The organism is Cohaesibacter haloalkalitolerans (genome assembly GCF_003574655.1).
GTDB classification, from domain to species: Bacteria; Pseudomonadota; Alphaproteobacteria; order Rhizobiales; family Cohaesibacteraceae; genus Cohaesibacter; species Cohaesibacter haloalkalitolerans.
On sequence record NZ_QNUM01000002.1, the window covers coordinates 721,280 to 748,260 of the forward strand.

Genomic DNA, 26,981 nt, shown 5'->3' on the forward strand with positions numbered 1-26,981 from the left:
CGCTCACCCCGATTGCACGGGAGCAATGCGAAATGGTCCGTTGGACAGCATTCTCCATCCGGTCTATGGTCCGGCAGACTGATCATTTCGGGGGAAAGTGGGGGATAAGTGGAAGGCTGAACAGATGACCCGCTCTGTACTCGTTGGGGCTGCTTCCTTCCGGACCTGACCCGGTTGGCGAGGGGAACGTCCATTGCCAACCTTCCGTTTGTTCATATGTCACTTGTGGCGTGCTATTGCAAGAGGCAAAAAGAGAATCAATTTCAGTATCTCTAGCCATTTGGAGTGAAATCATGGTTGAATTCACACTTGATCCCCAGTTGAAGGCCGATAGCATGCCGGTGACTGATCTGCCGCTCTGCACGGTTCGGCTGATGAATGATTCCAATTTCCCCTGGCTGCTGATGGTGCCGAGGATTGCCGGGCTTGCCGAACTGATCGATCTGGAAACGGGCTTGCAGCATCAACTGATGGATGAAATTGCGACTGTTTCCGGCGCGCTCAAGGCGCTGACCGGATGCGACAAGCTCAATGTTGCCAATCTTGGAAATCAGGTGCGCCAACTCCATATTCATGTTATTGCCCGCTTTGAAGGCGATGCCGCATGGGCTGGCCCGATCTGGGGCAAGCTGCCCGCCAAAGCCTATGACAAGGATGATGCCGACAGATTGATCAAGGCGCTCGCAACCGCGTTGACGAGCGAGTGACACGCCCCTCCCCTGACCGCCGCCACGCCGTCGCAGCTCTATTAGACTTCAAGACCGACCGCACTGCCCGCCAGTCTGCGGCTGGCCGATTATCGGACGAATTGACCCATGGATGATTTTTCTTTTTCCCGCGACCCCTTTGCCGCTGCCCGCTCCATTCCCGCCGTTGACGGCGTAGGCTTCATGCACAACCGCCTAGACCGGGACACCGAGCATCGGGACGAGACCAGCATTCCCGTCATGCTGGCGGACAGCGCTGCGGGCTTCTACCTGTTCCACAAGGACACGCTGGTGGTCGAAGCCGGAGCGACCAAATCCGACGCCATCAGGGCGATCTTCGACAAGGGAGCCGCCGAAGCGTTGGGCACCGACATGGAAACGGTCATCATACTTGGTACGGACCCGGAAGAAGGCAACGCCCCTCGGCTGGCAGCGCTGATCAGCGATGCCGCCGCGCAAAAGCTTGAAGGCTCTGAAAGATACCGTCTGGAATCGGTCCGCACGCTGGGGCTGCATGGCCTGCTGCCCGCCGACCAACTGGGCGCCATCGCTCAGGCCCGTGGCCTGCTCAACTGGCACGAGTCCCACCCCTATTGCTCCAAATGCGGTACCAAAACCGTCGTCACGCTGGGTGGCGCCCGCCGGGATTGTCCGAACTGTTCGGCCATCCATTTCCCGCGGACGGACCCGGCCGTGATCATGCTGGTTCTGCATCGCGATGAAACCGGCACCGAGCGCTGCCTGCTGGCCCATCACACCCGCTTTACCGGACCGATGTACACGACTCTAGCCGGGTTCATGGAGCAGGGTGAGACCATCGAAAACGCTGTCCGTCGGGAAGTGTTCGAGGAAGCTGCCATTCGCATCGGTGCCGTACGCTACATGGCCAGCCAGCCCTGGCCCTTCCCGTCATCGCTGATGTTGGGGTGCTACGCAGAGGCCCTGACGAACGAGATCACCATCGACACCACAGAACTGACCGCTGCGCAATGGTTCACCCGCGGCGAGGTGAAAGAGCTGATGGCGCGTGGCACCGACAGTGAGCTGCCGCATACGCCGGGGCCGTTTTCCATCGCTGCATGGCTGATCAGAAGCTGGGTGAACAGCCGGGAAGCCTGATGCCAAGCGCCCACCGCACGGAACACTCTTGGGATTGTCACTCTTGAGATAATCACTCGGGGTAGTCTATGAGGTCTTCCTGACCGCAGCGCCGACCAGATCACCGGAGAGGTGTTTCTGGCTCAAAGACAGGATCATCCTGCGGGCGGGGGCCTCAAAGAAGCGGGCCGACAGCAGCGCTGTGGTGATCGTAACAATCACGGCGACGGCCATCACGGGCGCAAAGCCGATGACATGCAGCGGCTCAAGGACCATCAGCCAGCCCACACCCAGAATCGATGCCGTGAAGACCGGATGCCACATGTAGATGCCGAAGGAGACGATGGCCAGCGGCATCAGGGGCATGAGATAGGCGCTTCGTTCCGGAGCGTTGATCTCGACCTGAGCGGCAACATAGAGCGCGATCGTGATGGCCATGATGTTGCCATAGCCCCACGCCGGGTCGAAGAACATGACCAGCAGGGCGAGCATCAGGGCTCCCCATGCATACCAGTGGCTCTTGATGGCGATCAGGCGTTTGTGGGCCACGATAGCGATAATGGCCCCCATGATGAAGTCGGCAAAGACCCGATAGGCGCCCCATGTGTTGGCATCGAGCCACGTCGGGAAGGGAATGACCTTGAAGTAGGTGAGCCCTTCCAGCAGTGCGATGGCAACCACCAGCATGATGATGAGCCCCAAAAGTCCGGTCTTGCGGAAGATCACGACGATCACCGGAAAGGCCAGATAGCAGAACCATTCGGCTGACAGGGACCAGGAAACAAAGTTGAAGGCCAGCCCGTCGGACACCCCCCAGGCATTGACCAGCAGCAGCTGCCGCACCAGTTCCCTGAAGGAATAGAATTCGGTCAGTTGCACATCAAGCCCCGCCAGCGAGATGATCAGCCAGGCAACACAGAAGATGCCGAGGGTTAGCAGATGGAGCGGATAGAGCCGGGCCAGACGGCGCAACAGGAAGGTGCCATAATCACCGCCGCTCTTCAGCTTCTGGGCATAGTGAACCCAGATCAGGAAACCGGAAACAATGAAGAACAGGTCAAGCAGGGCGGTGAAAACCTCGGCATCCATGGCAAACTGCCTGTAGGCTTCAGGCCCGAAAGCGCAGAAGTGATAGATCATGACCATCAGGGCTGCGAGCAAGCGCCAGACAGCAAACAGCGCAAACATGGGGCGCTGCTCTGCGCACCCGTTCGCTGCCTGACCGGCTTTGGTTGACTGCATACTATCCGGCAAGGTTACATCCTTCCCATTTCTTTCGCTTGATGCCTCTGGTTGTTGCTATCCCATTTCGATTGAGATCCCGTTAAGGACTAAAACAAATCGGCAGATTGCCTACCCGTTTGTGCACGACACATAGGCGCGAGAAGAGGACGAACACGATTTCATCACAGGATAGTGTCTCGCCACCTCAGTCGACCTCCCCTACACTGCAAGGCCAACCGCGACTGCCAGAAGCGAACACAAAGAGACGGCTGCTGCAGCACGGACATGAGAATACTGTCTGGTGACAAGGGGAGACACACTATGACCTTTTCAATTGATCGACGCATGGCGATGGTCGGTGCCGTGGGCGCTGCCGGTCTCATGCTGACATCCGGGCCATCAAAGGCGCAGGACATGATGAAACCCGCCCTGCCCATGGCCAAGGCGCGCGGCTTCAAGCTGGGCGACCTCGATGTCATCGCGCTTCTGGCCGGGTCAGCCCCGCGCGAGAAGCCGCACGGCATCTTCGGGGTGAATGTTTCGGACGATGTTTTTGCCAAGGTCAGCGCCGACAATTTCATCGGCACAGACATGGCGCAATTCTATTTCACCCCGACGCTTGTGCGCTCGGGCAGCAACATCATCCTGTTCGACACGGGGCTCAACGCAGCCGGCATCACCGCCGCACTGGCAGAGGCCGGGCTTCAGCCCAAAGACGTCACCCATGTGGTGCTCACCCACATGCATGGCGACCATATCGGCGGGCTGATGATGGATGGCATGCCGACCTTTGCCAATGCGGCCTATCTGACCGGCCAGGTTGAGTTCGACCACTGGTCCAAGGCGAACAATGACGGCTTCGAGAAGAATGTCAGGCCGTTGGCCGAGAAGATGACCTTCCTCAAGGATAGCGACACGGTCGCGCCGGGCATCACCGCCATGGCCACCTTTGGCCATACCCCCGGTCACATGAGCTTCATGCTCGACAGCATGGACAAGCAGCTGCTGCTGATGGCCGATCTGGCCAATCACTATGTCTGGTCGCTGGCCTATCCGGACTGGGAGGTCAAGTTCGACATGGACAAGGCCATGGCCGTGCAGACCCGCCGCAAGGTACTGGACATGGTGGCAACAGATCGCATTCCGCTGATCGGCTATCACATGCCATTTCCGGCCGCAGGCTTCGTTGAAAAACGGGATCAGGGCTTCCGCTTTGTGCCCGTGACCTATCAGTTGATGGGCTGAAGCAGGACACAGCCATCTGGTATGGAACAATGAGGCCGCCCGTTCGGCCTCATTGCTTATGCAGCCTGTGGAAGGACCTTTTATCGGTCAGCGCCTCGCACCGGCTCGCGCCTGTCAGGCGACAATGAAACTGTTTCTGGCCATGTGGTGGGCAAGAAACGGCTCCCTGGCCATCGGCTTGCAGAAGGCAAAACCCTGCAGCAGATCGGCCCCCATGACGCGGAGAATTTCCGCGTGCTCCATGGTTTCAATGCCTTCGGCCACAATGCCGATCCCCAGGGTCCGCCCGATATGGATGATCGAATGCACCAGTTCGCGCTGGTGTTCACTGGATGAGACCGGGAAGATCAGTTCACGATCAATCTTCAACCGGTTCGGCAACAGATGGGTCAGGCTGACGATGGACGCATAGGCGGTGCCGAAGTCATCGATTTCGATCTCGATGTCCATTTCACGCAAGCGGCGGATATTGGCAGCAACCTGCGGTGCGCTCCTGTCAAGGAAAGTGGATTCCACCAGTTCGAACGTCAGGTTCGAGGGATCGAAGTCCAGAGCCTTGAGGCTCGGGATCAGATCCCGGTCGCTGAGGCGCTTGGCCGAAACGTTGACAGAAATGCGGTCGACATGCAGCTTGTTCTCGGCCCAATAGGCCTTGGTCGCCAGCGCGTGCTCCATGATCATCGCGTCGATTTCATTGGTCACACCAAGGCTGTCTGCCAGCTCGATGAACTTGTCCGGATAGACAATGCCCCGCTCGGGATGCACCCAACGCGCCAGCGCTTCGGCTCCGACCAGCTTGTGGGTCTTGGCGTCATACTGACCTTGATAATAGGCAATGAATTCTTTGTTTTCGATGCCGCGCAACAGATCATCTGCCAGACGGCGCTTTTCGCTGGCATTGTCGAACAGCGGCTGGCTGAAGAAGGTGAAGCAGCCCTTGCCGCTCTGCTTTGACTGATAGAGCGCAAGATCGGCATTGGAGCGCAGCTTGTCCGGGTCGCCCTTGGCGTCCTTCCAGTTGGAAATACCTATGCTGGCGCCAATCCGGCACGTCAAACCGTTATAGTCATAGGGCTTCTGAACCTCGGCAATGAACCGCTCGGCCAGTTCCTGAGGGCGTTTCGGATTGGCCTTGCCAGAGCACAGAACGACGAATTCGTCGCCACCGATGCGAGAGACGAACTCATCCGCCTCGGTCAGTTCGCGCAGCAGCTCGGCGACCTTGACAAGAATCGCATCCCCTGCGGCATGGCCGAAGCTGTCGTTGATTTCCTTGAAGCCATCAAGATCGATCTTCAGGAGCCAGCTGTCGGAATCCCGGACAAACGTCCTGCCGCGAACCTCGGAACCCGCCAGATAGTCATCCATATAGCGGCGGTTCGGAAGCTTGGTGAGATAGTCGTGCAGCGCGTTGAACTCGATGCGCGTCTTGGCCTTCTCCAGTTCCTGATAGCGCAATTCGCCCACGGCCCGCGCTTCATGCAGCGCCTGCTCACGGGCGACGTGCTGGGTGATGTCCCAGTTCACACCGACATATTTGAACTTGCCATCCTCATCGACCCAACTGAAGGCAGACACCCGGATAGTCTTGGTCTTGCCGTCCGGCATGATCAGGCGATAGTCCGTGAGATACTTGCCCTCCTGGGCAATCACGCCCGGCCCCTCAAGGAAGATGCGCTTGCGATCTTCCGGTGCCAGCAGCGACTTCCATGACAGGTCATTGACGTCATAATCGGCGTCGACGCCGTAGATTTCCCTTGTCTGGGCGTCCCAGTAAAACTTCCTCGTGCTTGGATCATATTCCCAGACACCGAGCTTCAGCGCTTCCACGGCCAGCTCAAAGCGTTTTGAAATGCGAGCGAGTTCTCTCTGACTCTCGATATGGGCGTTCAAATGGGCCATGCGCTCCCGTGACAGTCTTGCCACGATGACCATTGGCACAACGACAAACAGGAAGGCAACAAAGGCAATCAAGCGGATGATCCAGTAGATCGAGGCTGGCACGATCCAGCCCGCCTTTGGCACAGCCAGCAGCTCCCATGATGCAACCTGAAAATTCACCTTGACCTTGATCGGGTCCAGTTCATGAATGCGCGCATCACCGAAAAACTGTTCGCCATCGGCGCCCTTGCCGTCACGGCCAACAAGCGCATATTCCACGTCGTCACCGCTATTCATGAGACCGAAAACATCGTAGAAGCGCTGCATTTCAAGCACGGAAGAGACAATGCCCCAGAAATAGCGCCCCTTCTCGGGATCATCGATATAAACGGGATAGCGGATGATCAACCCCTGTCCGCCCTGCACCAGATCAAGTGGTCCAGCCATGGTCAGCTGATTGGAGTCGCGAGCCCGCAGCACCATGTCCTTCTGGGCTTGGTTATTGCGATAGTCCAGGCCGATGACGCTCTCATTGCCTTCAAACGGATAGATCCGGTCGACAACAAGGTCTGGTGCAACCGCCAGAATCTTGGTGAAGGAATAGCGGTGCATGATCTGCCTGGCCAGTTGCTTGAACCGCTCGTTGGTCATGTTCGGCTCTATCGCCAGAACATTGGCAAGGCCGCGCCCGCTCTCGATGTTGGCAATGATGGCGCCTTGCAGGGACAGCGCTGTCTGTGTCGCCTTGTTATGCAGATCGGACCGGGACTTCTCGATATAGGCTGTTCCGCTGATGTCTTCCGCGATCAGGGTGACCACGATAATGACAAGCGTTGCGGTAATGGCAGGCAGGTTGGCGACGTTTAAAATACGCGCCTTCAGAAGAAGCCAGTCTTTCAGCAACTTAATCTTGCGAGCGCCAATCAATTCATCTGCCTCGGTTTGTGATCACCGAAATAATTTAACGAAAAATAGTTGAGAAATAGTGAGTCGATAATTCAAGCAATTTCAATGAATTACAATCTCTTCCGGAGAAAATTATGCTTAATGTTTCGTATAGCGAAAAGAAATGGCTTTGCAGTCTATCCGTGTATTTTGAGAGCGACATCCAGTGAAAGAGAGGCAGATGGCATTTGCTTTTCTGCCTGTCACTGCCGCCAATTGTCACCTCACTATCGTATGTATCGACTTTCGCTTGCTTCTATCGGGGATATGACCATGTTACATTGAAATGCTTGCATGAGATTTTTCTGGGAGGGCAATCATCATGACAGTCATTTCGCATCTCATTCGCACGAAATGTCATTTACTGCTGATATTGGCGCTGCAGGTTTCTGCCATCACGGCCATGAGTGTCGCTCCAGCCGCAGCAGACAGTTGCTGGTGGCACAACGGATCACTGATGCGGCTTGTCGCACAGGGAAACAATCGCTGGTTCTACTATGAGCGCCCAAGGGCCGGGCTGTCTGTCGGGCCGGGCACGTTGCTGTTTGACGGGGTGAAACAGGGCAACTGGTACAATGGCACGGCCCGGGTCTTTTCAAAATACTGCCCGGACTCGCCCATGCCCTATCACGTCGAGGGGCCGGTTTCCGCCAACCAGTTGCGGGTGACCGTAGAGGGGAGCCGGGAAGTGCAGCAACGCTGTGTGCCGACAGGACGCTGGACCACGGATCGACTGGTCTTCACCTACTCCCATCAGTGCTAATGCGTGCAACATCCGTCAGCATCTATCGCAGCAAACAAAAAGGCACGATCTGATGACCGTGCCTGTTCTTTCATGACCCAGTATGAGGCCACATGGCTTTTTGAACCCTTCCGGGCTAACCCTTTCAAACGTCCGGGCTTGGCCGCAATTCGCGGTTTGCCTCCGGCTCGTGGTTCTTCTTGCGATAGTCGTGCGCCGGGTAGATACCCAGAATCTTCAATTCGGCCGAGAAGAAGCGCAGCTCTTCCAGAGCAAGCCGGACATGGGGGTCGTCGGGGTGTCCCTCGATATCGGCGTAGAACTGGGTTGCGAAAAACTTGCCGCCAGTCTGATAGCTCTCCAGCTTGGTCATGTTGACGCCGTTGGTGGCAAAACCGCCCAGAGCCTTGTAGAGAGCTGCCGGCACGTTGCGGACCCGGAAGACAAAGGTGGTGACCACAAGCTCGTTGTTGTGATCAGCCCGGATCGGGTATTTCGACAGGATGATGAAGCGCGTGGTGTTGTGATCCTCATCCTCGATATCGGCCTTGAGGATGTCGAGATCATAGATCTCGGCTGCAAGCCCGGAAGCGATGGCAGCCTTGCTCTTGTCCCCCTGTTGGGAAATCTGATGGGCAGACCCGGCCGTATCGGCGCCAACAATGGCCTGCCACTTGCGTTCGCGGATGATCTTGCGGCACTGGCCCAGCGCCATGACATGGCTCTGCACAGACTTGATATCTTCCAGCTTGGCCCCGCGCAGGCCAACCAGCTGGTGATGGATGGGCAGGAAGTATTCACCGATGATGTGCAGGTCGGATGTCGGCATCAGATGATGGATATCGGCCACGCGCCCGGCCACCGAATTCTCGATGGGGATCATGGCCAGATCGGCCTGATCATTCTGCACGGCGTTGAAGCAGTCTTCAAAGGTCGCCATCGGGATCGCTTCGGACTCTGGAAACACATTGTTGCAGGCGGTGTGCGAGTTGGCACCAGGTTCCCCCTGAAAAACAACTTTCTTGGCGATCATAACGGCTCCTTACCGGGCACCCCCGTGCCCCTTGCGTGATTGGAATTTCGCGGTTTGCCTGCTTTACGCTCTCGAGGCGAGGATGTCACGTGCCTTTTGCAAATCGGCAGGCGTGTCGACGCCGAGTGGAATATCGTTGACGACCATCACATCTATGCGCATGCCTGCCTCAAGAGCGCGCAGCTGTTCCAGCTTCTCGCGCTTCTCCAGCGGGGAGACCGGCAGGGAGATGAATTTCTCAAGCGCGGTGCGGCGATAGGCATAGATGCCGATATGATGATAGAGCGGTCCGTCACCGTGGGGTGCGGTGGCGCGGGTGAAATAGAGCGCGCGCATGCGGCCGCCACCGAGCGGAGACGAGACGATCTTGACGACATTGGGGTTGGTCTTTTCCTCTTCGTTGGAGATCTGCACCGCGAGGGTCGCGATATCGACCGCAGGGTCTTCAAGAGGCTTGTAACAGGAGCGGATAGCGGCGGGATCTATGGTCGGCAAGTCGCCCTGAACATTGATCACCACATCATAGCGCCGGTTGGGGTCATAATGCTCCAGAGCCTCGGAAATGCGGTCTGAACCGGAGGGGTGGGAAGGATTGGTGACAACGGCGTCGCCGCCTTCCTTGCGGATCACGTCCGCGATCTCATGCCCATCGGCGGCCACGACAACCGGGCCGATGTCGGCCTCCACTGCGCGGCGCCAGACCTGGGTGATCATCGGCACACCTGAGATGTCCAGCAACGGCTTGCCCGGCAGACGCATAGACGCCATGCGCGCCGGTATCAGAATGATCGGTTTGGCAGCCATCCCGTTGGTAGACATAAGCATTCCCCCTTATGTTGTTGAAAAGCTCTCGCTCTATGGCGAAAGTCGAGCAAACTTAGCCGCTATTCCTATGGACATTCATCAGGAAAAGCTAGTAGTTTCCGCAGGAAGAACTACCGAATGAACCTTAGGACCAATCCTAGGCACGATCCGTTTCGTCCTGCAAAAGACCGGGAGCAAGGACCAATGAACTTTTTCGAATTCAACAAAATAGCCGGCGCTGTTTTGATGGCCCTTATATTTACAATGGTTACAGGGATGGCAACCGGCTACATCTTCAATAATGAAGCCCCCGCCCAGCCCGGTTATGCCATTGAGGTTGCTGATGCATCTGGCGCCGCACCGGGCAAGGAAGCTGCACCGGAGGTTGATTTCGCCACCCTTCTTGCTTCGGCTGATGTTGGCAAGGGCGAAAAGGTCGCCAAGAAATGTGCCGCCTGCCATACGTTCGATTCAGGGGCTGCCAACAAGACCGGCCCGCATCTGTTCGGTGTCGTCGACCGTGCTGTCGCATCGGTTTCCGATTTCAAATACAGCGACGCCATGCATTCCTTCGGGGAAGGCAAGAGCTGGGATCCGGAAACTCTCAATGTCTATCTGACCAAGCCGAAAGATCTGGTTCCGGGCACCGCCATGGCCTTTGCCGGGCTCAAGAAGCCTGAAGATCGCGCCGATCTCATCGCTTATCTGCAGACGCTGAAGTAACAGCGAAGGCACCGCCATTCACCTTGAGCAGGTGCTGAAAGCCAACAAAAGGCCGGTCCCATCCGGCCTTTTTCCATTTTGGAAACACCCGCTCTGCCAGAGATTCCTGTCATTTCTTTCAGCCACCATCTGGCGCATGGGGCAATTCTTTGGTTTAGTACCGGACAATCATTCCGCAAAATCATTCCGCTCTGGCCATTCGGGCCAAGTCTTCCGGAAAGGCGCCAAGCATGGATCATGCGCAACATCAGGCACTCATCATCATCGATGTTCAGAACGACTTCTGTCCCGGCGGAGCGCTGGCCGTTCCCGGTGGAGACGAGATCATCGATCGCATCAACCGGATGCAGCAATCCTTTGCCCATGTTGTGCTGACGCAGGACTGGCATCCGTCTGGCCACAGCTCGTTTGCCAGCGCCCATGACGGCAAGGCTCCCTATGATAGGGTCGAGATGCCCTATGGGGATCAGGTGCTCTGGCCCGACCACTGCATCCAGGGTACTGACGGCGCCGCATTCCACGCGGGGCTCACCACCGACCGGGCAGACCTCATCCTGCGCAAGGGAAGCAACCCGGCTATCGACAGCTACTCCGCCTTTTTCGAGAATGACCATCAAACGGCAACTGGCCTTGAGGGCTATTTGCGCGACAAGGGCGTGGTTTCCTTGCTATTTGTAGGACTTGCGACGGACTTTTGCGTGCGCTATTCGGCAATAGACGCTGCAAAACTCGGGTTTGACGTGTCGGTTGATCTTTCCGCCTGTCGAGCCATTGATCTCAACGGTTCGCTGCGGCAGGCACTCGACGAGATGCAGGCCCACACCATAACCATCATCGGCCGCTAGGCCTCTCTTTCAGTTCCGCGCATTCCAAGACCTCCGAGATATCCCCGCCGAGTTCCTCTGCCTGATATCCCCCTTGCCAGCCGGACTTTCAATACTGTTCAGGATAGATCATGACCATCGATCTTGCATCTCGTGTTTACAGCCACCGCTGGAAAATCGACCCCATTGTCCGCTCTCTGATCGACACCGATTTCTACAAGCTGCTGATGGCGCAATCGGTTTTTCACAACAGGCCCGACGTGCATGTGGTGTTCAGCCTGATCAACCGCTCCAAGACCCTGCCACTGGCCGATCTGATCGACGAGGGCGAGTTGCGGGCCCAGCTCGACTATATCCGCGGGCTGAAGCTGTCGCGGGGCGAGAGCACCTGGTTGCGCGGTAACATGTTCTATGGCAAGCGCTCGATGTTCCATCCCGACTTCATGGAGTGGTTCGAGAATCTCACCCTGCCGCCCTATCATCTGGAGCGGGTTGGCGATCAGTATGAGCTGACCTTCGAGGGAGCGTGGCCGGAGGTGATGCTCTGGGAGATTCCGGCGCTGTCGGTGATCATGGAGCTGCGGTCGCGGGCGATCCTGCACAAGATGAAGCGCTTCGAGCTGCAGATCCTCTATGCCCGCGCCATGACGCGGCTGTGGGAGAAGGTCGAACGCCTCAGGGCGATCGGCGATGTGAAGGTCGCCGATTTCGGCACCCGGCGGCGCCATTCCTTCCTCTGGCAGGACTGGTGTGTGCAGGCCATGCAGGAAGGGCTGGGCGACAATTTCACCGGCACCTCCAACTGCCTGATCGCCATGCGGCGCGAGATGGAAGCCATCGGCACCAATGCCCACGAGCTGCCGATGGTCTATTCGGCACTGGCGGAAAATGACGAGGAGCTGGCCTACGCCCCCTACCGTGTCCTTGAGGACTGGCAGCGCGAGCATGACGGCAATCTGCGGGTGATCCTGCCCGACACCTACGGCACCAAGGGGTTCCTCGAACGCGCACCGGACTGGCTGACCAACTGGACCGGCATCCGCGTCGACAGTGGCCGCCCCGAAGAGGCCGCCGAAACGGCCATCCGCTGGTGGAGGAGCCGGGGGGAAGATCCTCGCGACAAGCTGATCATTTTCTCCGATGGCCTTGATGTCGACCAGATTGCCATGCTCTACAACAAGTTCAATGGCCGGGTGCGGGTCTCGTTTGGCTGGGGCACCCTGTTGACCAATGATTTCAGAGGCCTTGTGCCCGACGATGAACTGTCGCCCTTCTCACTCGTCTGCAAGGCTGTTTCGGCCAACGGACGGCCAACGGTCAAGCTTTCGGACAACCCGAACAAAGCCATGGGACCGAAGGACGAAATCGCCCGTTACAAGCGGGTGTTCAGCGTTGGCGAACAGGAAGCCATGGATGTTATTGTATAGATTCTGATAGTGGAGTGATTTTTAAATGGCAGGCAAGAAAAGCTCGAAAGAACGGGTTCAGGAAGCAATTGATGCGCTGGGGCTGAATAGTCAGGTGGTAACCATGCCCGATTCCACACGCACGGCGGAAGATGCCGCTGCCGCCTGTGGCTGCGCTGTCGCCCAGATCGTCAAGAGCCTCATCTTCGAGCGCCATGACAATCACCATCTGGTGCTGTTGCTGATCGCTGGCAACAACCGGGCCGACCTCGATCTGGCCGCAGGTGTGATCGGCTCGACGCTGGACCGGGCCGATCCGAAAAAGGTGCGCGCTGAAACCGGCTTTGCCATTGGCGGGGTAGCCCCGATCGGGCATCTGTGCGAGATGGAGGTCTACATGGACCCCGACCTTTTGCAGTTTGAAACGGTATGGGCCGCCGCCGGTGCCCCCAATGCGGTCTTCAAGGTCGAACCGCAGGCCCTCGCAAAGGCCGCCGGAGCCAAGGCCCTCAGTCTCGACTGAGGGTGCCTTTTGCGATTGTTTATTGCTATTCTTACGAAAAATTCACGGAGTTTGGCAGAAACTGCCACAATCCGGTCTAATTGCTTGTGAAGATTTCATCTTTTGAAGCCTGATTGATGCTTGCATCTTTTCACTCAGTCCCCATTTCCGAGCCGATTGCGGCCGACATGGCGCTGGCGCGAGGCTGCAGGAAAGTGGCAGGCTTTTGCTTTGGCTGCATGGGTATTGTTTTGATACCATGAACATGGCTGTGCCAGTATGATCCGGAACAGAATTGGACGCGGCTCCCTCTGCGGGGCGCGATCACAAAACGACATTCTCCCGCGACAGAGGCTCGGTGCACAGAGCCTGTGCGGAAGACATGCCAGAGGAGAAACAGAGTGTCTCAATTTCTACCAACCCGCAGCCTTGTGGCCTTTCGTGCCGGTTTGCTTGCCCTGACCCTTGTCGCAAGCGGCGCAATCAACCTGATGGACGGGGATGGCAGGGCGCATGCGGTCGAATTCGAGACATGGGTGAGCGGCTCCTCACTGATGGGCGAGCCAAAATACACCGACGATTTTTCCCATTTCGACTATGTCAATCCGGATGCCCCGAAGACAGGTGACGCCCGCCTCGCGGTGGTGGGCAGCTATGACAGTTTCAACCCGATCCTGACCAAGGGCGAGGCCGCATCCGGCCTCGGCTTGATCTACGAAACCCTGTTCACGCCTTCCTATGACGAGATTTCATCGAATTATGGCCTTCTGGCCCAGGCGATGTATGTCGGGCCCAATTTCTCCTATGTGAAATTCCGCCTGCGCAGCGATGCCCGCTGGCACGACGGCGTTGCAATCACGCCGGAAGATGTCATCTGGTCGTTCGAGCAATCCATCGAGCTCAACCCGCAGCGCAAGTTCTACTATTCCCACGTCAAGTCCGCCGAAGTGACGGGCGACAACGAGGTGACCTTCACCTTCGACCAGCAAGGCAACCGCGAGCTGCCATTCATCGTCGGGGAACTGATGATCCTGCCCAAGCACTGGTGGACCGGGCAAAATGCCAAGGGGGAGACACGGGACATCAGTCACGGCACGCTGGAACCACCGCTCGGGTCAGGCCCCTACAAAATAAAGAGCTTCTCGGCGGGCAAATATGTCGAATATGGCCGCGTGGCCGATTATTGGGGCAAAGACCTCAACATCAATGTCGGCCAGAACAATTTCGATACGATCCGCTATGAGTTCTTCCGGGACAGTACGGTGATGTTCGAGGCCTTCAAGTCGGGAGCCTATGACTTCCGGATGGAATCTACCGCCAAGACATGGGCCACGGGCTATGACTTCCCGGCAGTCAAGGACGGCAAGGTGAAAATGGATGTGGTACCCGACGAATCCTCGGGCGTCATGGTCGGCTTCATCCCGAACCTGAGGCGGGAAAAATTCCAGAACCCCAAGGTGCGCGAAGCCCTCAACTATGTGTTCAATTTCGAGGAAATGAACCGCACCCTGTTCTATGACCAGTACAGCCGCATCAACAGCTATTTCTTCGGCTCGGAACTGGCCTCTTCAGGCAAGGCTGAAGGCAAGGTCAAGGAGCTGCTCGAGCCGCTGCGTGACCAGATTCCGGCAGCGGCCTTCGACGCCTACGCCAATCCCAAGGTGGAAAGCCGCGAGGACCTGCGCGACAATCTGAAAAAAGCGCTCGATCTGTTCAAGGAAGCTGGTTGGGAACCAAGGACCGAGGTGGACGAGGAAAAGCGGGACAACGGCTTCCTGCACAAGATCATGGTTTCCGTCGGGCTAGCCAGCGATCCCACCAGGATCGTCATGCGCAACGCCAAGGGGGAAGCCTTCGAGATCGAATATCTGCTCAATGGCGAGGCCTTCGAGCGGGTTGCCCTGCGGCTGCAGGCATCACTTGAGCGCGTTGGCATCAAGCTCATTCCACGCGTTGTCGACAGTGCGCAATATGTCAACCGCATTCGCAGCCGCGATTATGATCTGGTCTATCTTGGCTGGAGCCAGAGCCTGTCGCCGGGCAACGAACAGCGGGAATATTTCGGTTCTGCCTCTGCCGACCGGGACGGCTCGGCCAACTATGCCGGCATCAAGAACCCCGCGGTCGATACGCTCATCAACAAGATCGTTTATGCCAAAGATCGCAGCGATCTGGAAGCGGCAACGAAGGCGATGGACCGGGTTCTGCTGGCCAACCATTACGTCATTCCGGGCTGGACCATGCCTGCCTTCCGCATCGCCTATTGGGACAAGTTTGGCCATGTCGATCCACTGCCCAAGTTGACGATCGGCTTCCCGACCATCTGGTGGTACGACCAGGCCAAGGCCACGGCGGCAAAGATGTAATCGCCCCGGATTGAACGCAAGATCCGTAAACGACAGAAAAGGCAGGATGCATGACACGAGGCAATGACACGATTTTCGACCCGCCCGAACGCGCGGACCAACCGCGTAAGGGGCTGTCCCGTCGCGCTGTCCTCAAGTCATCGGCCTTTTTCGCCACCCTTGGTCTTGGTCTGACCGGCCGTCCCCTTGTCGGCTTTGCCAGCAGTGAGCGCCACGGCCTTTCGGTGTTTGGCGAACTCAAATATGTCCCGGATTTTGCCCATTTCGACTATATCAATCCCGCTGCGCCCAAGGGTGGCAAGATTGCCCTTGGGCCGGTCTCCTGGAACTACAACCAGAATCCGCAAACCTTCAACACTCTCAACGGCTTTGTGCTGAGGGGGGATGCCCCTCCAATGATTGAGCTGTTGTTCGACACGCTGATGGTCAGGGCCTATGACGAGCCGGACGCGGTCTATTGTCATCTCGCCCGCTCGGTCGCCCTGGCTCCGAATGGCAGCCGGATGACCTTTACCTTGCGCCCGGAAGCCCGCTTTCATGACGGCACTCCGGTGACCGCAGACGACGTGGTCTTCTCCTACCGGATCCTCAAGGAAAAGGGACATCCGGTGCTGCAAGCCGTGCTCAAGGATATCGATAGGGTTGAGATAGAAGACGGCACCATCGTTTTCCATCTGGCAAAGAATCATGCGCGGCAGGGTGTTTTGGATGCTGCCAGCATCGTTCCCATCTTTGCCAAGGCCCAGTATGACGACAAGACCTTTGGTGCCTCAAGCCTCAAGCCTCCCGTCGGCTCTGGCCCCTACAGGGTCGCATCGGTCAATCCGGGCAGCAGTCTTACCCTTGAGCGGGATCCTGCCTATTGGGCGGCAAAGCTGCCGACCGCAGTGGGGCATTACAATTTTGGCACAATCGAGATTGTCTTCACCCGCGACCAGACCGTGCTGTTCGAAGCCTTCAAAAAGGGTGACATCACCTATTTCGAGGATTTTTCCTCGACCAGTTGGGCCACCCGCTATGACTTCCCCGCCATCAAGGACAGGCGGGTCCAGCGACTGGAAATTCCCGACCACACGCCCTCCGGGGCGCAGGGCTGGTTCTTCAACACCCGTCGGGCCAAGTTTGCCGACAAGCGCACCCGGCAGGCCATTGCCCTCGCCTTCGATTTCGAATGGTCCAACAAGCAGCTGTTCCATGGTCTCTACCAGCGCACGGCCTCGTTCTTCGAGCGCAGCGCGATGAAGGCCGAAGGCCTGCCAACGGGCGCCGAACTGGCGCTCTTGGAACGCTATCGTGCGACGCTGGACCCGGATGTTTTCAAGGATGCCTACAGCCCGCCGACCTCAGACGGATCAGGCAAGGACAGGGCACTGCTGCGCAAGGCCTTCGAGTTGCTGAAAGAGGCGGGATGGACCAAGAGCGACAAGGGGCTGACCAATGCCGCCGGAGACGTGCTGAGCATCGAGCTTCTGGCCAACAGCCCGCTGTTCGAGCGGATCGTGACGCCATGGGCGGCCAATCTGGAACGGCTCGGCATTCCCCTAACCTTCCGTCTGGTCGATCCCTCACAATATCAGAGCCGCATCGACAGCTTCGATTTCGACATGGTTGGCCAGCGCTATTCCATGTCCCAGAACATGGCCCCATCCCTCGCCAATTTTCTCGGCTCCGAGGCAGCCCATATGACCGGCAGTCTCAATCTTGCCGGGTTTGCCAACAAGGCTGTCGATGACCTGATCACGACGGGACTTGCCGCCAAGACGCGGGACGAGATGAATGATGCAGGCCGGGCGATCGACCGCATCTGGCGCGCCGGACATTACTGGGTGCCAAACTGGAACAAGCCGGTGCACACCATCGGCGTCTGGTCCGGCTTCGGCAGACCGGAGGAAGACAGGCTCTACGACTTCCAGCCAGCCATTTGGTGGTGGAAAGAAGCAAGCGATTCATAAGCTTGCAGGACTTCGGTAACCATATTCTGATTTATGGTTACCAAAGGGTTAGGATGGCACCTGCCACAAGGCAAGAGCCTTTCGCTTCGGACAAAAGTCCGGATCACGACACTTGAAAGCAATCAAACCGGTACACCATGAAGGAAGATGGGGCCGGTTCAGAGGATGGAGAGACTTTTTGGGCGCTTACATATTGCGACGTCTCCTCTTGATCATTCCGACGCTGATCGGGATCATGGCGATCAATTTCGCGGTCATCCAGTTCGCTCCCGGCGGCCCCGTCGAGCGCGTCATCGCGCAGGTGACGGGCACCGATGTGTCTGCAACCGCCCGCATTTCCGGCGGCGGCAGCGACTTTGCCGGAACGGGAACGGGGGGCGGTGGCGCTGGCGATGACATCACCTCGAAATACCGAGGCGCTCAGGGGCTCGACCCCGACTTCATCAAGGATCTGGAAAAGCAGTTCGGGTTTGACAAGCCGCCACTGGAGCGCTTCCTCGGCATGCTGGGCAACTATGCCACCTTCAACTTCGGTGACAGCTATTTCCGCGACATCAGCGTGCTGCAACTGATCAAGGAGAAAATGCCGGTTTCCATCTCGCTCGGCCTCTGGATGACCCTGATCTCCTACATGATCTCCATTCCGCTCGGCATCCGCAAGGCGGTCTCCGATGGCTCGCGCTTCGATGTCTGGACCAGCGCCGTGGTCATTGTCGGCTATGCCATTCCGGGCTTTCTGTTTGCTGTTCTGCTGATCGTGCTGTTTGCCGGCGGGTCCTTCTTTGACTGGTTCCCGCTGCGTGGTCTGGTCTCGGACAATTTCGCCGATCTCAGCTGGTGGGAAAAGGTGCTGGACTATTTCTGGCACATGGTGCTGCCGCTGATCGCCCTGTCCCTGTCGGCCTTTGCCACCACAACGCTTCTGACCAAGAACTCCTTTTTGGACGAAATCCGCAAGCAATATGTGGTGACGGCGCGTGCCAAGGGACTGACCGAGCGGCAGGTGCTCTATGGTCATGTGTTCCGCAACGCCATGCTGATCGTCATCGCCGGTTTTCCCGGTGCCTTCATCGGGGCCTTCTTCGGCGGCTCCCTGCTGATCGAGACGATTTTCTCCCTTGATGGGCTGGGTCTCCTGTCCTTTGAAAGCGTGATCAACCGTGACTATGCCGTGGTCTTCGCGACGCTCTACATCTTCTCGCTTATGGGGCTCATCATCGGCCTTGTGTCCGACGTCACCTATATGTTGATCGATCCGCGCATCGATTTCGAGAGCCGGGAGGTGTAAGGATGAGCAACGACACCATGACCAAAGCCAAAAAGCCCCGTTTTCACGATCGCCTCTCGCCGCTCAACCAGCGACGGCTGAAGAATTTCAAGGCCAACAAGCGCGGCTATGTCTCGCTGTGGCTGTTCCTCATCCTGTTTTTCGTGACGCTGTTTGCCGAACTGATTGCCAATGACAAGCCGCTACTGGTTTCCTACAAGGGCGAAATCCTCTCGCCACTTCTGACTGACTATCCGGAAACCCGGTTTGGCGGTTTCCTGCCGACGACAGATTATCGCGATCCCTTCATCCAGGAAGAGATAAACGACAACGGCTGGATTCTCTGGGCACCGATCCGCTACAGCTACAAGACGGTCAACATGGATCTGCCGACCCCTGCTCCGGCGCCGCCAAGCTGGATGCTCGATAAGGCAACCCGCTGCGCCCCGTTTGATCAGGGGATCAACGACCGCAACTGCACCATCGGCAACTGGAACTGGATCGGCACCGACGATCAGGGACGCGACGTGTTGGCGCGCCTTATCTATGGCTTCCGCATCTCGGTGCTGTTCGGGCTGACACTGACCCTGTTCTCCTCGGTGATCGGGGTGACCGCCGGTGCGGTACAGGGTTATTTTGGCGGCCTCACGGACCTTGTGTTCCAGCGCTTCATAGAAATCTGGACCTCGGTGCCACAGCTCTATCTGCTGCTCATCATCGCGGCCATCATCACGCCAAGCTTCTGGATCCTGCTGTCGATCCTGTTGTTGTTCAGCTGGGTGGCGCTGGTGGGTGTGGTGCGTGCGGAATTCCTGCGTGCCCGCAACTTCGAATATGTCTCGGCGGCGCGGGCCCTCGGGGTTTCCAATCGCACCATCATGCTCCGGCACCTGCTGCCGAACGCCATGGTGGCAACGCTGACCTTCATGCCCTTCATCCTCAACGGCTCGATCACGACCCTCACCTCGCTCGACTTCCTCGGCTTCGGTCTGCCGCCGGGATCGCCATCGCTGGGCGAGCTGTTGGCACAGGGCAAGAAGAATATCGAGGCACCGTGGCTCGGGATAACCGGGTTCCTGTCGATTTCCATCATGCTGAGCCTGTTGATCTTCATCGGCGAAGCGGTGCGCGATGCCTTTGATCCGCGCAAGACATTTCACTAGGGAGGGAAGCCAATGACCAAGACCCTATCTTCTCAGCCGCTTCTTTCCGTCAGGGATCTGTCTGTCGCCTTCCAGCAGGATGGCAAGGAGCAGTTGGCCGTTGACCGCATCTCCTTTGATCTGGAGAAGGGCGAGACCATGGCGCTGGTGGGCGAGTCCGGTTCGGGCAAGTCCGTCTCGGCCCTGTCCATCCTCAAGCTGTTGCCCTATCCGGCGGCTTCCCATCCGTCCGGCCAGATCCTGTTTGACGGGATCGACCTGCTCAACGCGCCGGACAAGACCCTGCGCGCTGTGCGTGGCAACCGGATCTCAATGATCTTTCAGGAACCGATGAGTTCCCTCAATCCGCTGCATACAGTCGAAAAGCAGATCGGCGAAGTGCTGTCCATCCACCATGGCATGGGCGAAAAGCAGGCCCGCGAGCGGGTTCTTGAGCTGCTCAACGACGTGGGCATCCGCGAGCCGGAAAAGCGCCTCAAGAGCTACCCCCATCAGCTTTCGGGCGGCCAGCGCCAACGTGTGATGATCGCCATGGCGCTTGCCAACGAACCCGAGCTGCTGATTGCCGACGAACCGACCACGGCGCTTGACGTCACGGTGCAGGCGCAGATTCTGGAACTGCTGCGCACATTGCAGAAGACCCACGGCATGGCGCTGCTGTTCATCACCCATGATCTGGGCATCGTGGAAAAGCTCGCTGACAAGGTCTGTGTGATGACCAAGGGCGAGATCGTTGAACGGGGAGCGACCAAAGAGCTGTTTGCCAATCCGACCCACCCCTACACCCGGCATCTGCTCAATTCCGAGCCGAGCGGCGAGGCCCGCCCGGTGGCCGATGATGCGCCCATCCTGCTTGAAACCGAGGATCTCAAGGTCTGGTTCCCGATCAAGCGCGGTTTCATGCGCAAGATCGTGGGGCACATCAAGGCGGTGGATGGCATTTCGCTGTCGATCCGTAGCGGTGAAACACTGGGGATCGTTGGCGAATCCGGTTCGGGCAAGACGACACTGGGGCTGGCGCTGCTGCGCATGATTTCGTCTGAAGGTCCGATCGTCTTTCAGGGCCATCATCTTGACGGGCTGAACAGCAAGGCCATGCGGGACAAGCGGGGCGACATGCAGATCGTCTTTCAGGACCCGTTCGGCTCGCTCTCGCCGCGCATGTCCATCGCCCAGATCGTCGATGAGGGTCTGGCCATCCACGCTCCTGAACTCAGCGAAGAGGAACGTGACGCCAAGGTCGTTGCCGTTTTGCGGGAAGTGGGCATCGACCCGGACACCCGCCATCGCTATCCGCACGAGTTTTCCGGCGGTCAGCGCCAGCGCATTTCGATTGCGCGTGCGATGGTGCTGGAGCCCAAATTCGTCATGCTGGACGAGCCGACCAGTGCACTCGACATGAGCGTTCAGGCACAGGTGGTGGATCTGCTGCGCGATCTGCAGGCCAAGCATGGTCTCACCTACCTGTTCATCAGCCACGACCTCAAGGTGGTCAGGGCCCTGTCCAATCGTGTCATCGTGATGCGCAACGGCAAGGTGGTCGAGGAAGGCAGTGTTGAAAGAATATTCAAGGCCCCCGAAACCGACTACACAAAGGCCCTGATGGCGGCTGCCCTACGCATGGAAACGGCACCGGAAGGCGTGGTCGCGGACTGAGGAGGCGCTGTTTGCGCTCTCCCCAGCCTTGATGCTCCGCCTAGTCGTCATCGCTCGGCAGACGTACAGGCCCACTCGGGAAGGCTGGCTGTCCGCGCAGGATGCGGCTCATGCATTTGTTGTACTCTCTCATCAAATGGGGATTGCCGTATTTGATCGCTTCTTCGCGGATCAGCTGGCAGCGCTTCAAATCTGCAGATGCGTCACTTGCGGGCATCAAGCTGCGAGCCGAAGCGGGGCTCGCCATAAGTAAAACCAGAAGAAAGCTGCACGTCTTGGGTGTCATGATAGGCTCCTTTTGTGAACAGTGCTTTCCTATTGGTCGCTTTGACTTGCCATTCGGTTCCAACCCTCTTTATTGTTCCGGCCAAAACAACCATCGCCTCCCAAAGGACACGACTTCATGAAAATTGCACTGACCGCAAAGGGCTGGGATATTCCTGCCTGGACCGAGAATCTCAACAAGCTTTTGCCGGATGCCGAGGTTCGGCTGTCCGATGATCTGGGCGATCTCAGTGAGATCGATTATGCCCTTGCGTGGAAGGGGGACACGGCCTTCCTGAAGGACCTGCCCAATCTGAAGGCCATCTTCTCGCTTGGCGCCGGTGTTGAATTTCTGACCCAGGAACCAGACCTGCCGAATGTGCCGATCGTGCGCGTCATTGGTGACGATCTGACGGCCCGCATGTGCGAATATGTGGTGCTGAATGTGTTGATGCATCACCGCCACAGCCTGCGCAGCCTCGGCCTTCAGGCCAACAGGGACTGGAACCAGACGCCCGATGCGGCGGCTGAGGATTTCCGGGTCGGGATGCTCGGGATTGGCGTGCTCGGCCTTGCCGCTGCCCGCAAGCTGCAAAATCTCGGCTACCGGGTTTCCGGCTGGAGCCGCTCGCCCAAGCAGGTGGATGGCCTTGCAACCTATCACGGCACCGAAGGCCTTGATGAGATGCTGGCAAAAACCGACATTCTCGTCTCGCTGCTGCCGCACACGCCGCAGACCGAGGGCATTCTCAATATTGACCTGTTCAAGAAGCTTGCCAAGGATGGTCCGCTGGGCGGGCCGGTGATCATCAACGCCGGACGGGGCAAGCTTCAGGTTGAAGCCGACATCGAGACCGCCATCCGGGAAGGGATTCTCGCCGGAGCATCGCTCGATGTCTTCGAGCAGGAACCGCTGCCCGAAGACAGCCCGCTGTGGGATCTGCCCAATGTCATCATCACGCCGCATATCGCCGCCGTCAGCGCTCCTTATGCTACAACCAAGGGCATCGTCGAGCAAATTCTGCGCAATGAAGCGGGCGAGCCGATGGTCGGCATCGTCGATCGGGGTGTGGGCTATTAAGCCCTACCCAACCAGACGCCGGATTGCCCTGAGGGCGCCATATTCATTCTGCGCGATGCGCTCGATGGCCCCGGCAAGCGGCTCCCTGGCCACTGCCATGTGATAGCCATTGGCGTGCAGCAGGGTTTCGGCGTCGGTCATGATGCCCACATGGCCCGGCCAGAAGACCAGATCACCGCGCTCGAGCGGGGGGAGACCGGCTGACAAGTCGAGCGCAACCCCTGCTTCCTTTTCCTGCATTGATGCATCGCGCAGCATCGGGATGCCCGCCAATTCGCAGGAAAGCTGAACAAGACCCGAGCAATCGATGCCGAGGGAGCTCTTGCCGCCCCACAGATAGGGTGTCCCGACAAGGCTTTCGGCGACGGTGACGAAATCATCCGCCTTGTCTTCAACGTCCTGCACATGCTGGGCAACGACCCAGCCAGCCTCGCCATTGGGCGTTGGCATGTTGAGCAGCTTGCGATAGCGGGTGCCGCGGACTTCCCGCTCTTCCCCAAGGATCAGCCCTGCGCCAAGTGACAGGAACACGGCGGCGGGAAATTTGAGGTCTGGTCCGGGATAGACGAAGGTGCGCACGGCGCTGACCCGGTGGGTCGGTGCCCCGACGACGAATTCGTCATTGAGTGGCCCGCCGAACGGCCCGAGCGCGTTGGAAGGCATGTAGCCGACATAGCCATCGCCATCAAGCTGCACCCAGCTCCAGCCGTTGGCCCCTTCCTCGAACACCTTCACCACCTCGCCCAGCATCGCCTGCGTATCCAGCCCGCTGCGCCCGTCAGCGCCGGACTTCAGCGGCGCAATCGGCACCTGCACCCGCTTGATGAGCGGATCGACGAAGCGTTCAGCCTCGACCTGCCCCATCAGGCGTTTGTCTGCAAGATCGGGGCGAAAGGCGTTGAGAGACGGATTGAGCATCAGCTGTTCCTGTTATCGTATTCTGTTGACGGACCCGGAGAGAAAAGGGAAAACCTGAGGCGAAGGACCACACTAAGCCGCAGGCAGGCAAGGCAGCCAGCCCCGACGGTGCGTCAAGCTATATCCCCTCGCCCTTCAGCTCGCAATAAGGCGGGATTGCTCAACGATCTTGTAACCAAGCTTTTCGACATAGAGCGCGCCCTTGACCGTCCGCAGAATGACGACATTGCGCTTGTCCTTGTCGTCGCGGCGACGGGTCAGCAAACCGGCCCGGCCCATCGTGTCCAGCGCGCGGGTGATGGCGGGCTTGGTAACGCCCAGCTTGGCGGCAAGGCCGCGCACGGTATGGGGAGGTGTCTCCATATAAACGGTCAGCAGCACCATCATCTGCCTTGCGGAAAGATCGCTTTCCTCTTCCAGTACCAGATCATGGGTAACGTTGTGCCATAATTGCAGCGCCTGGCCAGCGCAAATATCCATAGTCATGAAATAGCATTATCTCCGGGAGCCCTGGCCAATCTCCTCCCCGAATCCCACAAACAATCCGGGGGTCTCTCATATGGCTCCGTACCGATTAATGCAGATTCATGCAATCGAGGCAAGTCGGGCCTGCGGCGAGGGTGGCGCAATAGCACCGTTCCCCGCCGAAACCCGACGTGCAGTGGCCCGTTATCAGGACCATCCGATATCGTAGCGATTGCGGATCAGGGTGTAGAGAGCGCGAATGCCCTGCGCTTCACCACCCTTGGGACGGGCAGCCTGAGCGGCGGGAGCCCAGCCGTAGATGTCGAAATGAGCCCAGCTTCCGGCCTTGGAAACAAAGCGCCGCAGGAACAGCGCTGCCGTGATGGAGCCAGCAAAGCCGTCTGTGGTGATGTGGTTCACATCGGCAATGTCGGAAGACAGCTTGGCGTCATAGGCGTCCCACAGCGGCATGTTCCAGAGCGGATCCCACTGCCGCATGCTTTCGCCGGCAAGCGCATGGACCAGCTCATGGTCATCACTGTAGAAAGGGGGCAGATCCGGACCGAGGGCCACGCGGGCAGCGCCCGTCAGCGTTGCCATGTCGATCAGCAGTTCCGGCTCTTCCTCGTCCGCGAGAGACAATGCATCGGCCAGAATGAGACGCCCTTCGGCATCGGTGTTGCCAATCTCCACCGTCAGGCCCTTGTGGCTCTGCAGCACGTCGCCGGGACGGAAGGCACTGCCGGATACGGAATTCTCGACCGCAGGAATGAGCACGCGCAGACGCACGGGCAGATTGGCCGACATGATCATGGACGCAAGGCCGAGCACATTGGCGGCGCCCCCCATGTCCTTTTTCATCAGCGCCATCGAGCTGCCGGGCTTGAGGTTGAGCCCACCGGTGTCAAAGCACACGCCCTTGCCCACCAGCGTCACCTTGGGGTGGCTTTCCTTGCCCCAGACGAAGTCGAGCAGGCGCGGTGCACGCGGCGAGGCACGGCCAACGGCGTGGATCATCGGGAAATTCTTCTCAAGCAGTTCGTCTCCCGTGGTCACTTCCAGACGGGCACCATGGGTATCGACCAGACCGCGGGTCACCGCTTCCAGCTCGTCCGGCCCCATGTCATTGGACGGGATGTTGATAAGGTCACGCGCCAGATTGGAGCCCTTGACCTGCCGCAGGACATCTTCGCGATCAACGCCCTCAGGCCAGTCAAGTTCGGGCAGCGGCTTGGCGTTTTCCTTGTAGCGATCGAATCGGTAGCTGCCCAGATGCCAGGCGAGGGTTGCCAGAAACAGGGACTGCGGATCATCGCCAAGCACTTCTGGGTTGGCAAAATGATAGCGCCCGGCGGGCAGCTTCACCGGCAGCAGACCCGGCAGCAGCGGAGAGGCGGTTTTACTGCCTTGCTTGCCAAGGCCAAAAAGAACGGCATCGCACTGGCCATCAAGCGCCGGAACGAGGCATAGCTCGCCTTCCTTGGCGGCGAAGCCTGTTGTCTCGACCCATTGTGTTGCCAGCGCGGAGAGCGCGTTGGGAACCAGAGTCTCGGCATCACTGTTTATGAAATAAATTGGGCTGGAATCAACATTTGTCGGCATTGTCATTCTTTCTCTTTTTTCTTTGATGTTGCCAAGATGGGGCTTCGAACACCAAGAATCAATCCGCCATCCAGTTGGAATCCTAATGAATCCGGGCAAAAGCGCAATTGCCCTGCTTTCGCTTTCCTCCCTCGCGTGGGGCGGACCTGTGCAGTGACAAATTCTGCTTTCCGGCGCCGGTGACTGCTTGCAAATTGCACCAGTTAACCAAGCATTAGGGTTAATAGATTATTTCTGGAACAAAGGGATCCTGCGCCCGCTCCGGGTTTTGCAGACCGCCATTGGCCTTGCCGATTTCAGAGGTTTGATAGATGAACGCTCATTTGAATACCAAGCCCACACCGTCCATGCGCAAGTTCATGCTCGCCGGATCCATCGCGCTGGTGGTTGCCCTTGCCGGTTGCTCGTCGAACAAGAAGAGCGTTTCCTCATCGAGTCATCAAGGCGCCAGCTATGCGACTGAAGAGGCACTGCAGGCATCCGTCACCTATTGGGGCAAGCGCTACAACAGCGACAGCAAGGACGTGAAGACCGCCCTCAATTATGGCCAGTCGCTAAGACTGCTCGGTCGCCATGAGCAGGCGCTGGCGGTGCTCGAGCAGTTGGCTGCCCAGCACCCCAAGGACAGGGTTGTTCTGGCCGCCTATGGCAAGGCGCTGGCAACCGTCGGCCGCTTCCAGCAGGCGCTGCAGGTGCTGCATACGGCCCAGACGCCAACTACCCCAGACTGGCGGCTGGATTCGGCGATGGGCGCGATCTACGATCAGGTTGGCGACTTCCAGACCGCCCGCAGCCACTATGACAAGGCGCTGTTGCAGGCGCCCGATGAGCCGAGCGTGCTGAGCAACTATGGCCTCTCCTATCTGCTGGAAGGGGATCTTGCCTCGGCTGAAGGCTATCTGAGGCAAGCGGCCAAGAACCCGAAGGCCGACAGTCGCGTGCGGCAGAATCTGGCGCTGGCGCTCGGCCTGCAAGGCAAGTTCCAGGAAGCGGAATCCATCGCCCAGAACGAGCTTTCACCACAGCAGGCCGCCCAAAACATGGCCTATCTCAAGGAAATGCTGAGCGAGCGCGGCAACTGGGACAAGATCAAGAAGCAGGGTTGACGCCTTC

23 protein-coding genes and 1 other RNA gene are annotated in these 26,981 nt (G+C 58.3%); 15 read left to right on the forward strand and 9 right to left on the reverse strand.

Annotation, left to right across the window (positions count from 1 at the left end):
- Positions 1 to 108: 108 nt before the first annotated feature.
- Positions 109 to 205: signal recognition particle sRNA small type (gene ffs, locus DSL70_RS07195), an RNA gene on the reverse strand.
- A gap of 88 nt (positions 206 to 293) precedes the next feature.
- On the opposite strand from ffs, the gene DSL70_RS07200 reads away from it, so the two are divergent.
- Together DSL70_RS07200 and nudC are read left to right on the forward strand one after the other, a co-directional pair.
- Positions 294 to 707: an HIT family protein gene (locus tag DSL70_RS07200; protein WP_119307183.1), complete on the forward strand. Its 414-nt coding sequence runs from the start codon at positions 294 to 296 to the stop codon at positions 705 to 707.
- A 108-nt stretch (positions 708 to 815) separates the two neighbouring features.
- Positions 816 to 1,826: an NAD(+) diphosphatase gene (gene nudC, locus DSL70_RS07205; RefSeq protein WP_119307184.1), complete on the forward strand. Its 1,011-nt coding sequence runs from the start codon at positions 816 to 818 to the stop codon at positions 1,824 to 1,826.
- A gap of 66 nt (positions 1,827 to 1,892) precedes the next feature.
- On the opposite strand, the gene DSL70_RS07210 is transcribed toward nudC, so the two are convergent.
- Positions 1,893 to 3,047 carry an acyltransferase family protein gene (locus tag DSL70_RS07210; RefSeq protein WP_119307185.1) on the reverse strand — a complete coding sequence of 385 codons (1,155 nt, stop codon included), beginning with the start codon at positions 3,045 to 3,047 and terminating at the stop codon, positions 1,893 to 1,895.
- A gap of 303 nt (positions 3,048 to 3,350) precedes the next feature.
- Between DSL70_RS07210 and DSL70_RS07215 the strand changes: the two genes are divergently transcribed.
- Positions 3,351 to 4,274: an MBL fold metallo-hydrolase gene (locus DSL70_RS07215; protein ID WP_119307186.1), complete on the forward strand. Its 924-nt coding sequence runs from the start codon at positions 3,351 to 3,353 to the stop codon at positions 4,272 to 4,274.
- Positions 4,275 to 4,388: 114 nt separating this feature from the next.
- Here the strand turns inward: DSL70_RS07215 and DSL70_RS07220 are convergent, their stop codons facing one another.
- Entirely contained in the window at positions 4,389 to 7,058 is a 2,670-nt protein-coding gene (locus tag DSL70_RS07220; protein ID WP_162916427.1) for a bifunctional diguanylate cyclase/phosphodiesterase, read from the reverse strand.
- Positions 7,059 to 7,422: 364 nt separating this feature from the next.
- On the opposite strand from DSL70_RS07220, the gene DSL70_RS07225 reads away from it, so the two are divergent.
- Positions 7,423 to 7,863, forward strand: coding sequence for a hypothetical protein (locus DSL70_RS07225; RefSeq protein WP_205563182.1), 441 nt, complete (start codon positions 7,423 to 7,425; stop codon positions 7,861 to 7,863).
- Positions 7,864 to 7,987: 124 nt separating this feature from the next.
- On the opposite strand, the gene DSL70_RS07230 is transcribed toward DSL70_RS07225, so the two are convergent.
- Positions 7,988 to 8,875 (reverse strand): prephenate dehydratase, encoded by an 888-nt coding sequence (locus DSL70_RS07230; protein ID WP_205563183.1) that lies wholly within the window; start codon positions 8,873 to 8,875, stop codon positions 7,988 to 7,990.
- A gap of 63 nt (positions 8,876 to 8,938) precedes the next feature.
- On the reverse strand, positions 8,939 to 9,679 hold the full coding sequence (locus DSL70_RS07235; protein WP_162916451.1) for a 3-deoxy-manno-octulosonate cytidylyltransferase: 741 nt from the start codon (positions 9,677 to 9,679) through the stop codon (positions 8,939 to 8,941).
- 246 nt (positions 9,680 to 9,925) lie between these two features.
- Here DSL70_RS07235 and DSL70_RS07240 point away from each other — a divergent pair, with 246 nt between their 5' ends.
- The 9 genes from DSL70_RS07240 to DSL70_RS07280 all read left to right on the forward strand — a co-directional run bounded on the left by DSL70_RS07240 (position 9,926) and on the right by DSL70_RS07280 (position 21,538).
- Positions 9,926 to 10,402 (forward strand): c-type cytochrome, encoded by a 477-nt coding sequence (locus DSL70_RS07240; RefSeq protein ID WP_245418115.1) that lies wholly within the window; start codon positions 9,926 to 9,928, stop codon positions 10,400 to 10,402.
- A 230-nt stretch (positions 10,403 to 10,632) separates the two neighbouring features.
- Complete coding sequence (pncA, locus tag DSL70_RS07245) at positions 10,633 to 11,247, forward strand: bifunctional nicotinamidase/pyrazinamidase (RefSeq protein ID WP_119307190.1); 615 nt, start codon at positions 10,633 to 10,635, stop codon at positions 11,245 to 11,247.
- A gap of 110 nt (positions 11,248 to 11,357) precedes the next feature.
- Positions 11,358 to 12,653 (forward strand): nicotinate phosphoribosyltransferase, encoded by a 1,296-nt coding sequence (gene pncB, locus DSL70_RS07250; RefSeq protein ID WP_119307191.1) that lies wholly within the window; start codon positions 11,358 to 11,360, stop codon positions 12,651 to 12,653.
- Between the two features lie 25 nt (positions 12,654 to 12,678).
- Complete coding sequence (locus tag DSL70_RS07255) at positions 12,679 to 13,155, forward strand: YbaK/EbsC family protein (protein WP_119307192.1); 477 nt, start codon at positions 12,679 to 12,681, stop codon at positions 13,153 to 13,155.
- 470 nt (positions 13,156 to 13,625) lie between these two features.
- Positions 13,626 to 15,500 carry an extracellular solute-binding protein gene (locus DSL70_RS07260; protein ID WP_119307331.1) on the forward strand — a complete coding sequence of 625 codons (1,875 nt, stop codon included), beginning with the start codon at positions 13,626 to 13,628 and terminating at the stop codon, positions 15,498 to 15,500.
- A 50-nt stretch (positions 15,501 to 15,550) separates the two neighbouring features.
- Complete coding sequence (locus DSL70_RS07265; protein ID WP_119307193.1) at positions 15,551 to 17,452, forward strand: extracellular solute-binding protein; 1,902 nt, start codon at positions 15,551 to 15,553, stop codon at positions 17,450 to 17,452.
- Between the two features lie 178 nt (positions 17,453 to 17,630).
- Positions 17,631 to 18,740, forward strand: a complete 1,110-nt coding sequence (locus DSL70_RS07270) for a microcin C ABC transporter permease YejB (RefSeq protein ID WP_119307194.1) — start codon at positions 17,631 to 17,633, stop codon at positions 18,738 to 18,740.
- 2 nt (positions 18,741 to 18,742) lie between these two features.
- Positions 18,743 to 19,882: an ABC transporter permease gene (locus tag DSL70_RS07275; protein ID WP_119307195.1), complete on the forward strand. Its 1,140-nt coding sequence runs from the start codon at positions 18,743 to 18,745 to the stop codon at positions 19,880 to 19,882.
- Between the two features lie 12 nt (positions 19,883 to 19,894).
- Entirely contained in the window at positions 19,895 to 21,538 is a 1,644-nt protein-coding gene (locus DSL70_RS07280; protein WP_119307196.1) for an ABC transporter ATP-binding protein, read from the forward strand.
- Positions 21,539 to 21,578: 40 nt separating this feature from the next.
- On the opposite strand, the gene DSL70_RS07285 is transcribed toward DSL70_RS07280, so the two are convergent.
- Positions 21,579 to 21,824, reverse strand: coding sequence for a hypothetical protein (locus DSL70_RS07285; RefSeq protein WP_119307197.1), 246 nt, complete (start codon positions 21,822 to 21,824; stop codon positions 21,579 to 21,581).
- Positions 21,825 to 21,941: 117 nt separating this feature from the next.
- Between DSL70_RS07285 and DSL70_RS07290 the strand changes: the two genes are divergently transcribed.
- Positions 21,942 to 22,883, forward strand: a complete 942-nt coding sequence (locus DSL70_RS07290; protein ID WP_119307198.1) for a 2-hydroxyacid dehydrogenase — start codon at positions 21,942 to 21,944, stop codon at positions 22,881 to 22,883.
- Positions 22,884 to 22,886: 3 nt separating this feature from the next.
- On the opposite strand, the gene DSL70_RS07295 is transcribed toward DSL70_RS07290, so the two are convergent.
- The 3 genes from DSL70_RS07295 to DSL70_RS07305 all read right to left on the reverse strand — a co-directional run bounded on the left by DSL70_RS07295 (position 22,887) and on the right by DSL70_RS07305 (position 25,868).
- Entirely contained in the window at positions 22,887 to 23,801 is a 915-nt protein-coding gene (locus DSL70_RS07295; RefSeq protein WP_119307199.1) for a C40 family peptidase, read from the reverse strand.
- A gap of 135 nt (positions 23,802 to 23,936) precedes the next feature.
- Positions 23,937 to 24,287 (reverse strand): MarR family transcriptional regulator, encoded by a 351-nt coding sequence (locus tag DSL70_RS07300; protein WP_119307200.1) that lies wholly within the window; start codon positions 24,285 to 24,287, stop codon positions 23,937 to 23,939.
- Positions 24,288 to 24,473: 186 nt separating this feature from the next.
- Complete coding sequence (locus DSL70_RS07305; protein ID WP_119307332.1) at positions 24,474 to 25,868, reverse strand: leucyl aminopeptidase family protein; 1,395 nt, start codon at positions 25,866 to 25,868, stop codon at positions 24,474 to 24,476.
- A gap of 311 nt (positions 25,869 to 26,179) precedes the next feature.
- On the opposite strand from DSL70_RS07305, the gene DSL70_RS07310 reads away from it, so the two are divergent.
- The gene (locus DSL70_RS07310; protein ID WP_119307201.1) at positions 26,180 to 26,974 is read left to right on the forward strand and encodes a tetratricopeptide repeat protein; all 795 of its coding nucleotides are present in this window, start codon (positions 26,180 to 26,182) and stop codon (positions 26,972 to 26,974) included.
- Positions 26,975 to 26,981: the final 7 nt, after the last annotated feature.

Coding starts and splice junctions, on each gene's coding strand:
- DSL70_RS07200 (WP_119307183.1), top strand. CDS start 294: ATGGTTGAATTCACACTTGATCCCCAGTTGAAGGCCGATAGCATGCCG.
- nudC (WP_119307184.1), top strand. CDS start 816: ATGGATGATTTTTCTTTTTCCCGCGACCCCTTTGCCGCTGCCCGCTCC.
- DSL70_RS07210 (WP_119307185.1), bottom strand. CDS start 3,047: ATGCAGTCAACCAAAGCCGGTCAGGCAGCGAACGGGTGCGCAGAGCAG.
- DSL70_RS07215 (WP_119307186.1), top strand. CDS start 3,351: ATGACCTTTTCAATTGATCGACGCATGGCGATGGTCGGTGCCGTGGGC.
- DSL70_RS07225 (WP_205563182.1), top strand. CDS start 7,423: ATGACAGTCATTTCGCATCTCATTCGCACGAAATGTCATTTACTGCTG.
- DSL70_RS07230 (WP_205563183.1), bottom strand. CDS start 8,875: ATGATCGCCAAGAAAGTTGTTTTTCAGGGGGAACCTGGTGCCAACTCG.
- DSL70_RS07235 (WP_162916451.1), bottom strand. CDS start 9,679: ATGGCTGCCAAACCGATCATTCTGATACCGGCGCGCATGGCGTCTATG.
- DSL70_RS07240 (WP_245418115.1), top strand. CDS start 9,926: ATGGCCCTTATATTTACAATGGTTACAGGGATGGCAACCGGCTACATC.
- pncA (WP_119307190.1), top strand. CDS start 10,633: ATGGATCATGCGCAACATCAGGCACTCATCATCATCGATGTTCAGAAC.
- pncB (WP_119307191.1), top strand. CDS start 11,358: ATGACCATCGATCTTGCATCTCGTGTTTACAGCCACCGCTGGAAAATC.
- DSL70_RS07255 (WP_119307192.1), top strand. CDS start 12,679: ATGGCAGGCAAGAAAAGCTCGAAAGAACGGGTTCAGGAAGCAATTGAT.
- DSL70_RS07260 (WP_119307331.1), top strand. CDS start 13,626: ATGGACGGGGATGGCAGGGCGCATGCGGTCGAATTCGAGACATGGGTG.
- DSL70_RS07265 (WP_119307193.1), top strand. CDS start 15,551: ATGACACGAGGCAATGACACGATTTTCGACCCGCCCGAACGCGCGGAC.
- DSL70_RS07275 (WP_119307195.1), top strand. CDS start 18,743: ATGAGCAACGACACCATGACCAAAGCCAAAAAGCCCCGTTTTCACGAT.
- DSL70_RS07280 (WP_119307196.1), top strand. CDS start 19,895: ATGACCAAGACCCTATCTTCTCAGCCGCTTCTTTCCGTCAGGGATCTG.
- DSL70_RS07285 (WP_119307197.1), bottom strand. CDS start 21,824: ATGACACCCAAGACGTGCAGCTTTCTTCTGGTTTTACTTATGGCGAGC.
- DSL70_RS07290 (WP_119307198.1), top strand. CDS start 21,942: ATGAAAATTGCACTGACCGCAAAGGGCTGGGATATTCCTGCCTGGACC.
- DSL70_RS07295 (WP_119307199.1), bottom strand. CDS start 23,801: ATGCTCAATCCGTCTCTCAACGCCTTTCGCCCCGATCTTGCAGACAAA.
- DSL70_RS07300 (WP_119307200.1), bottom strand. CDS start 24,287: ATGACTATGGATATTTGCGCTGGCCAGGCGCTGCAATTATGGCACAAC.
- DSL70_RS07305 (WP_119307332.1), bottom strand. CDS start 25,868: ATGCCGACAAATGTTGATTCCAGCCCAATTTATTTCATAAACAGTGAT.
- DSL70_RS07310 (WP_119307201.1), top strand. CDS start 26,180: ATGAACGCTCATTTGAATACCAAGCCCACACCGTCCATGCGCAAGTTC.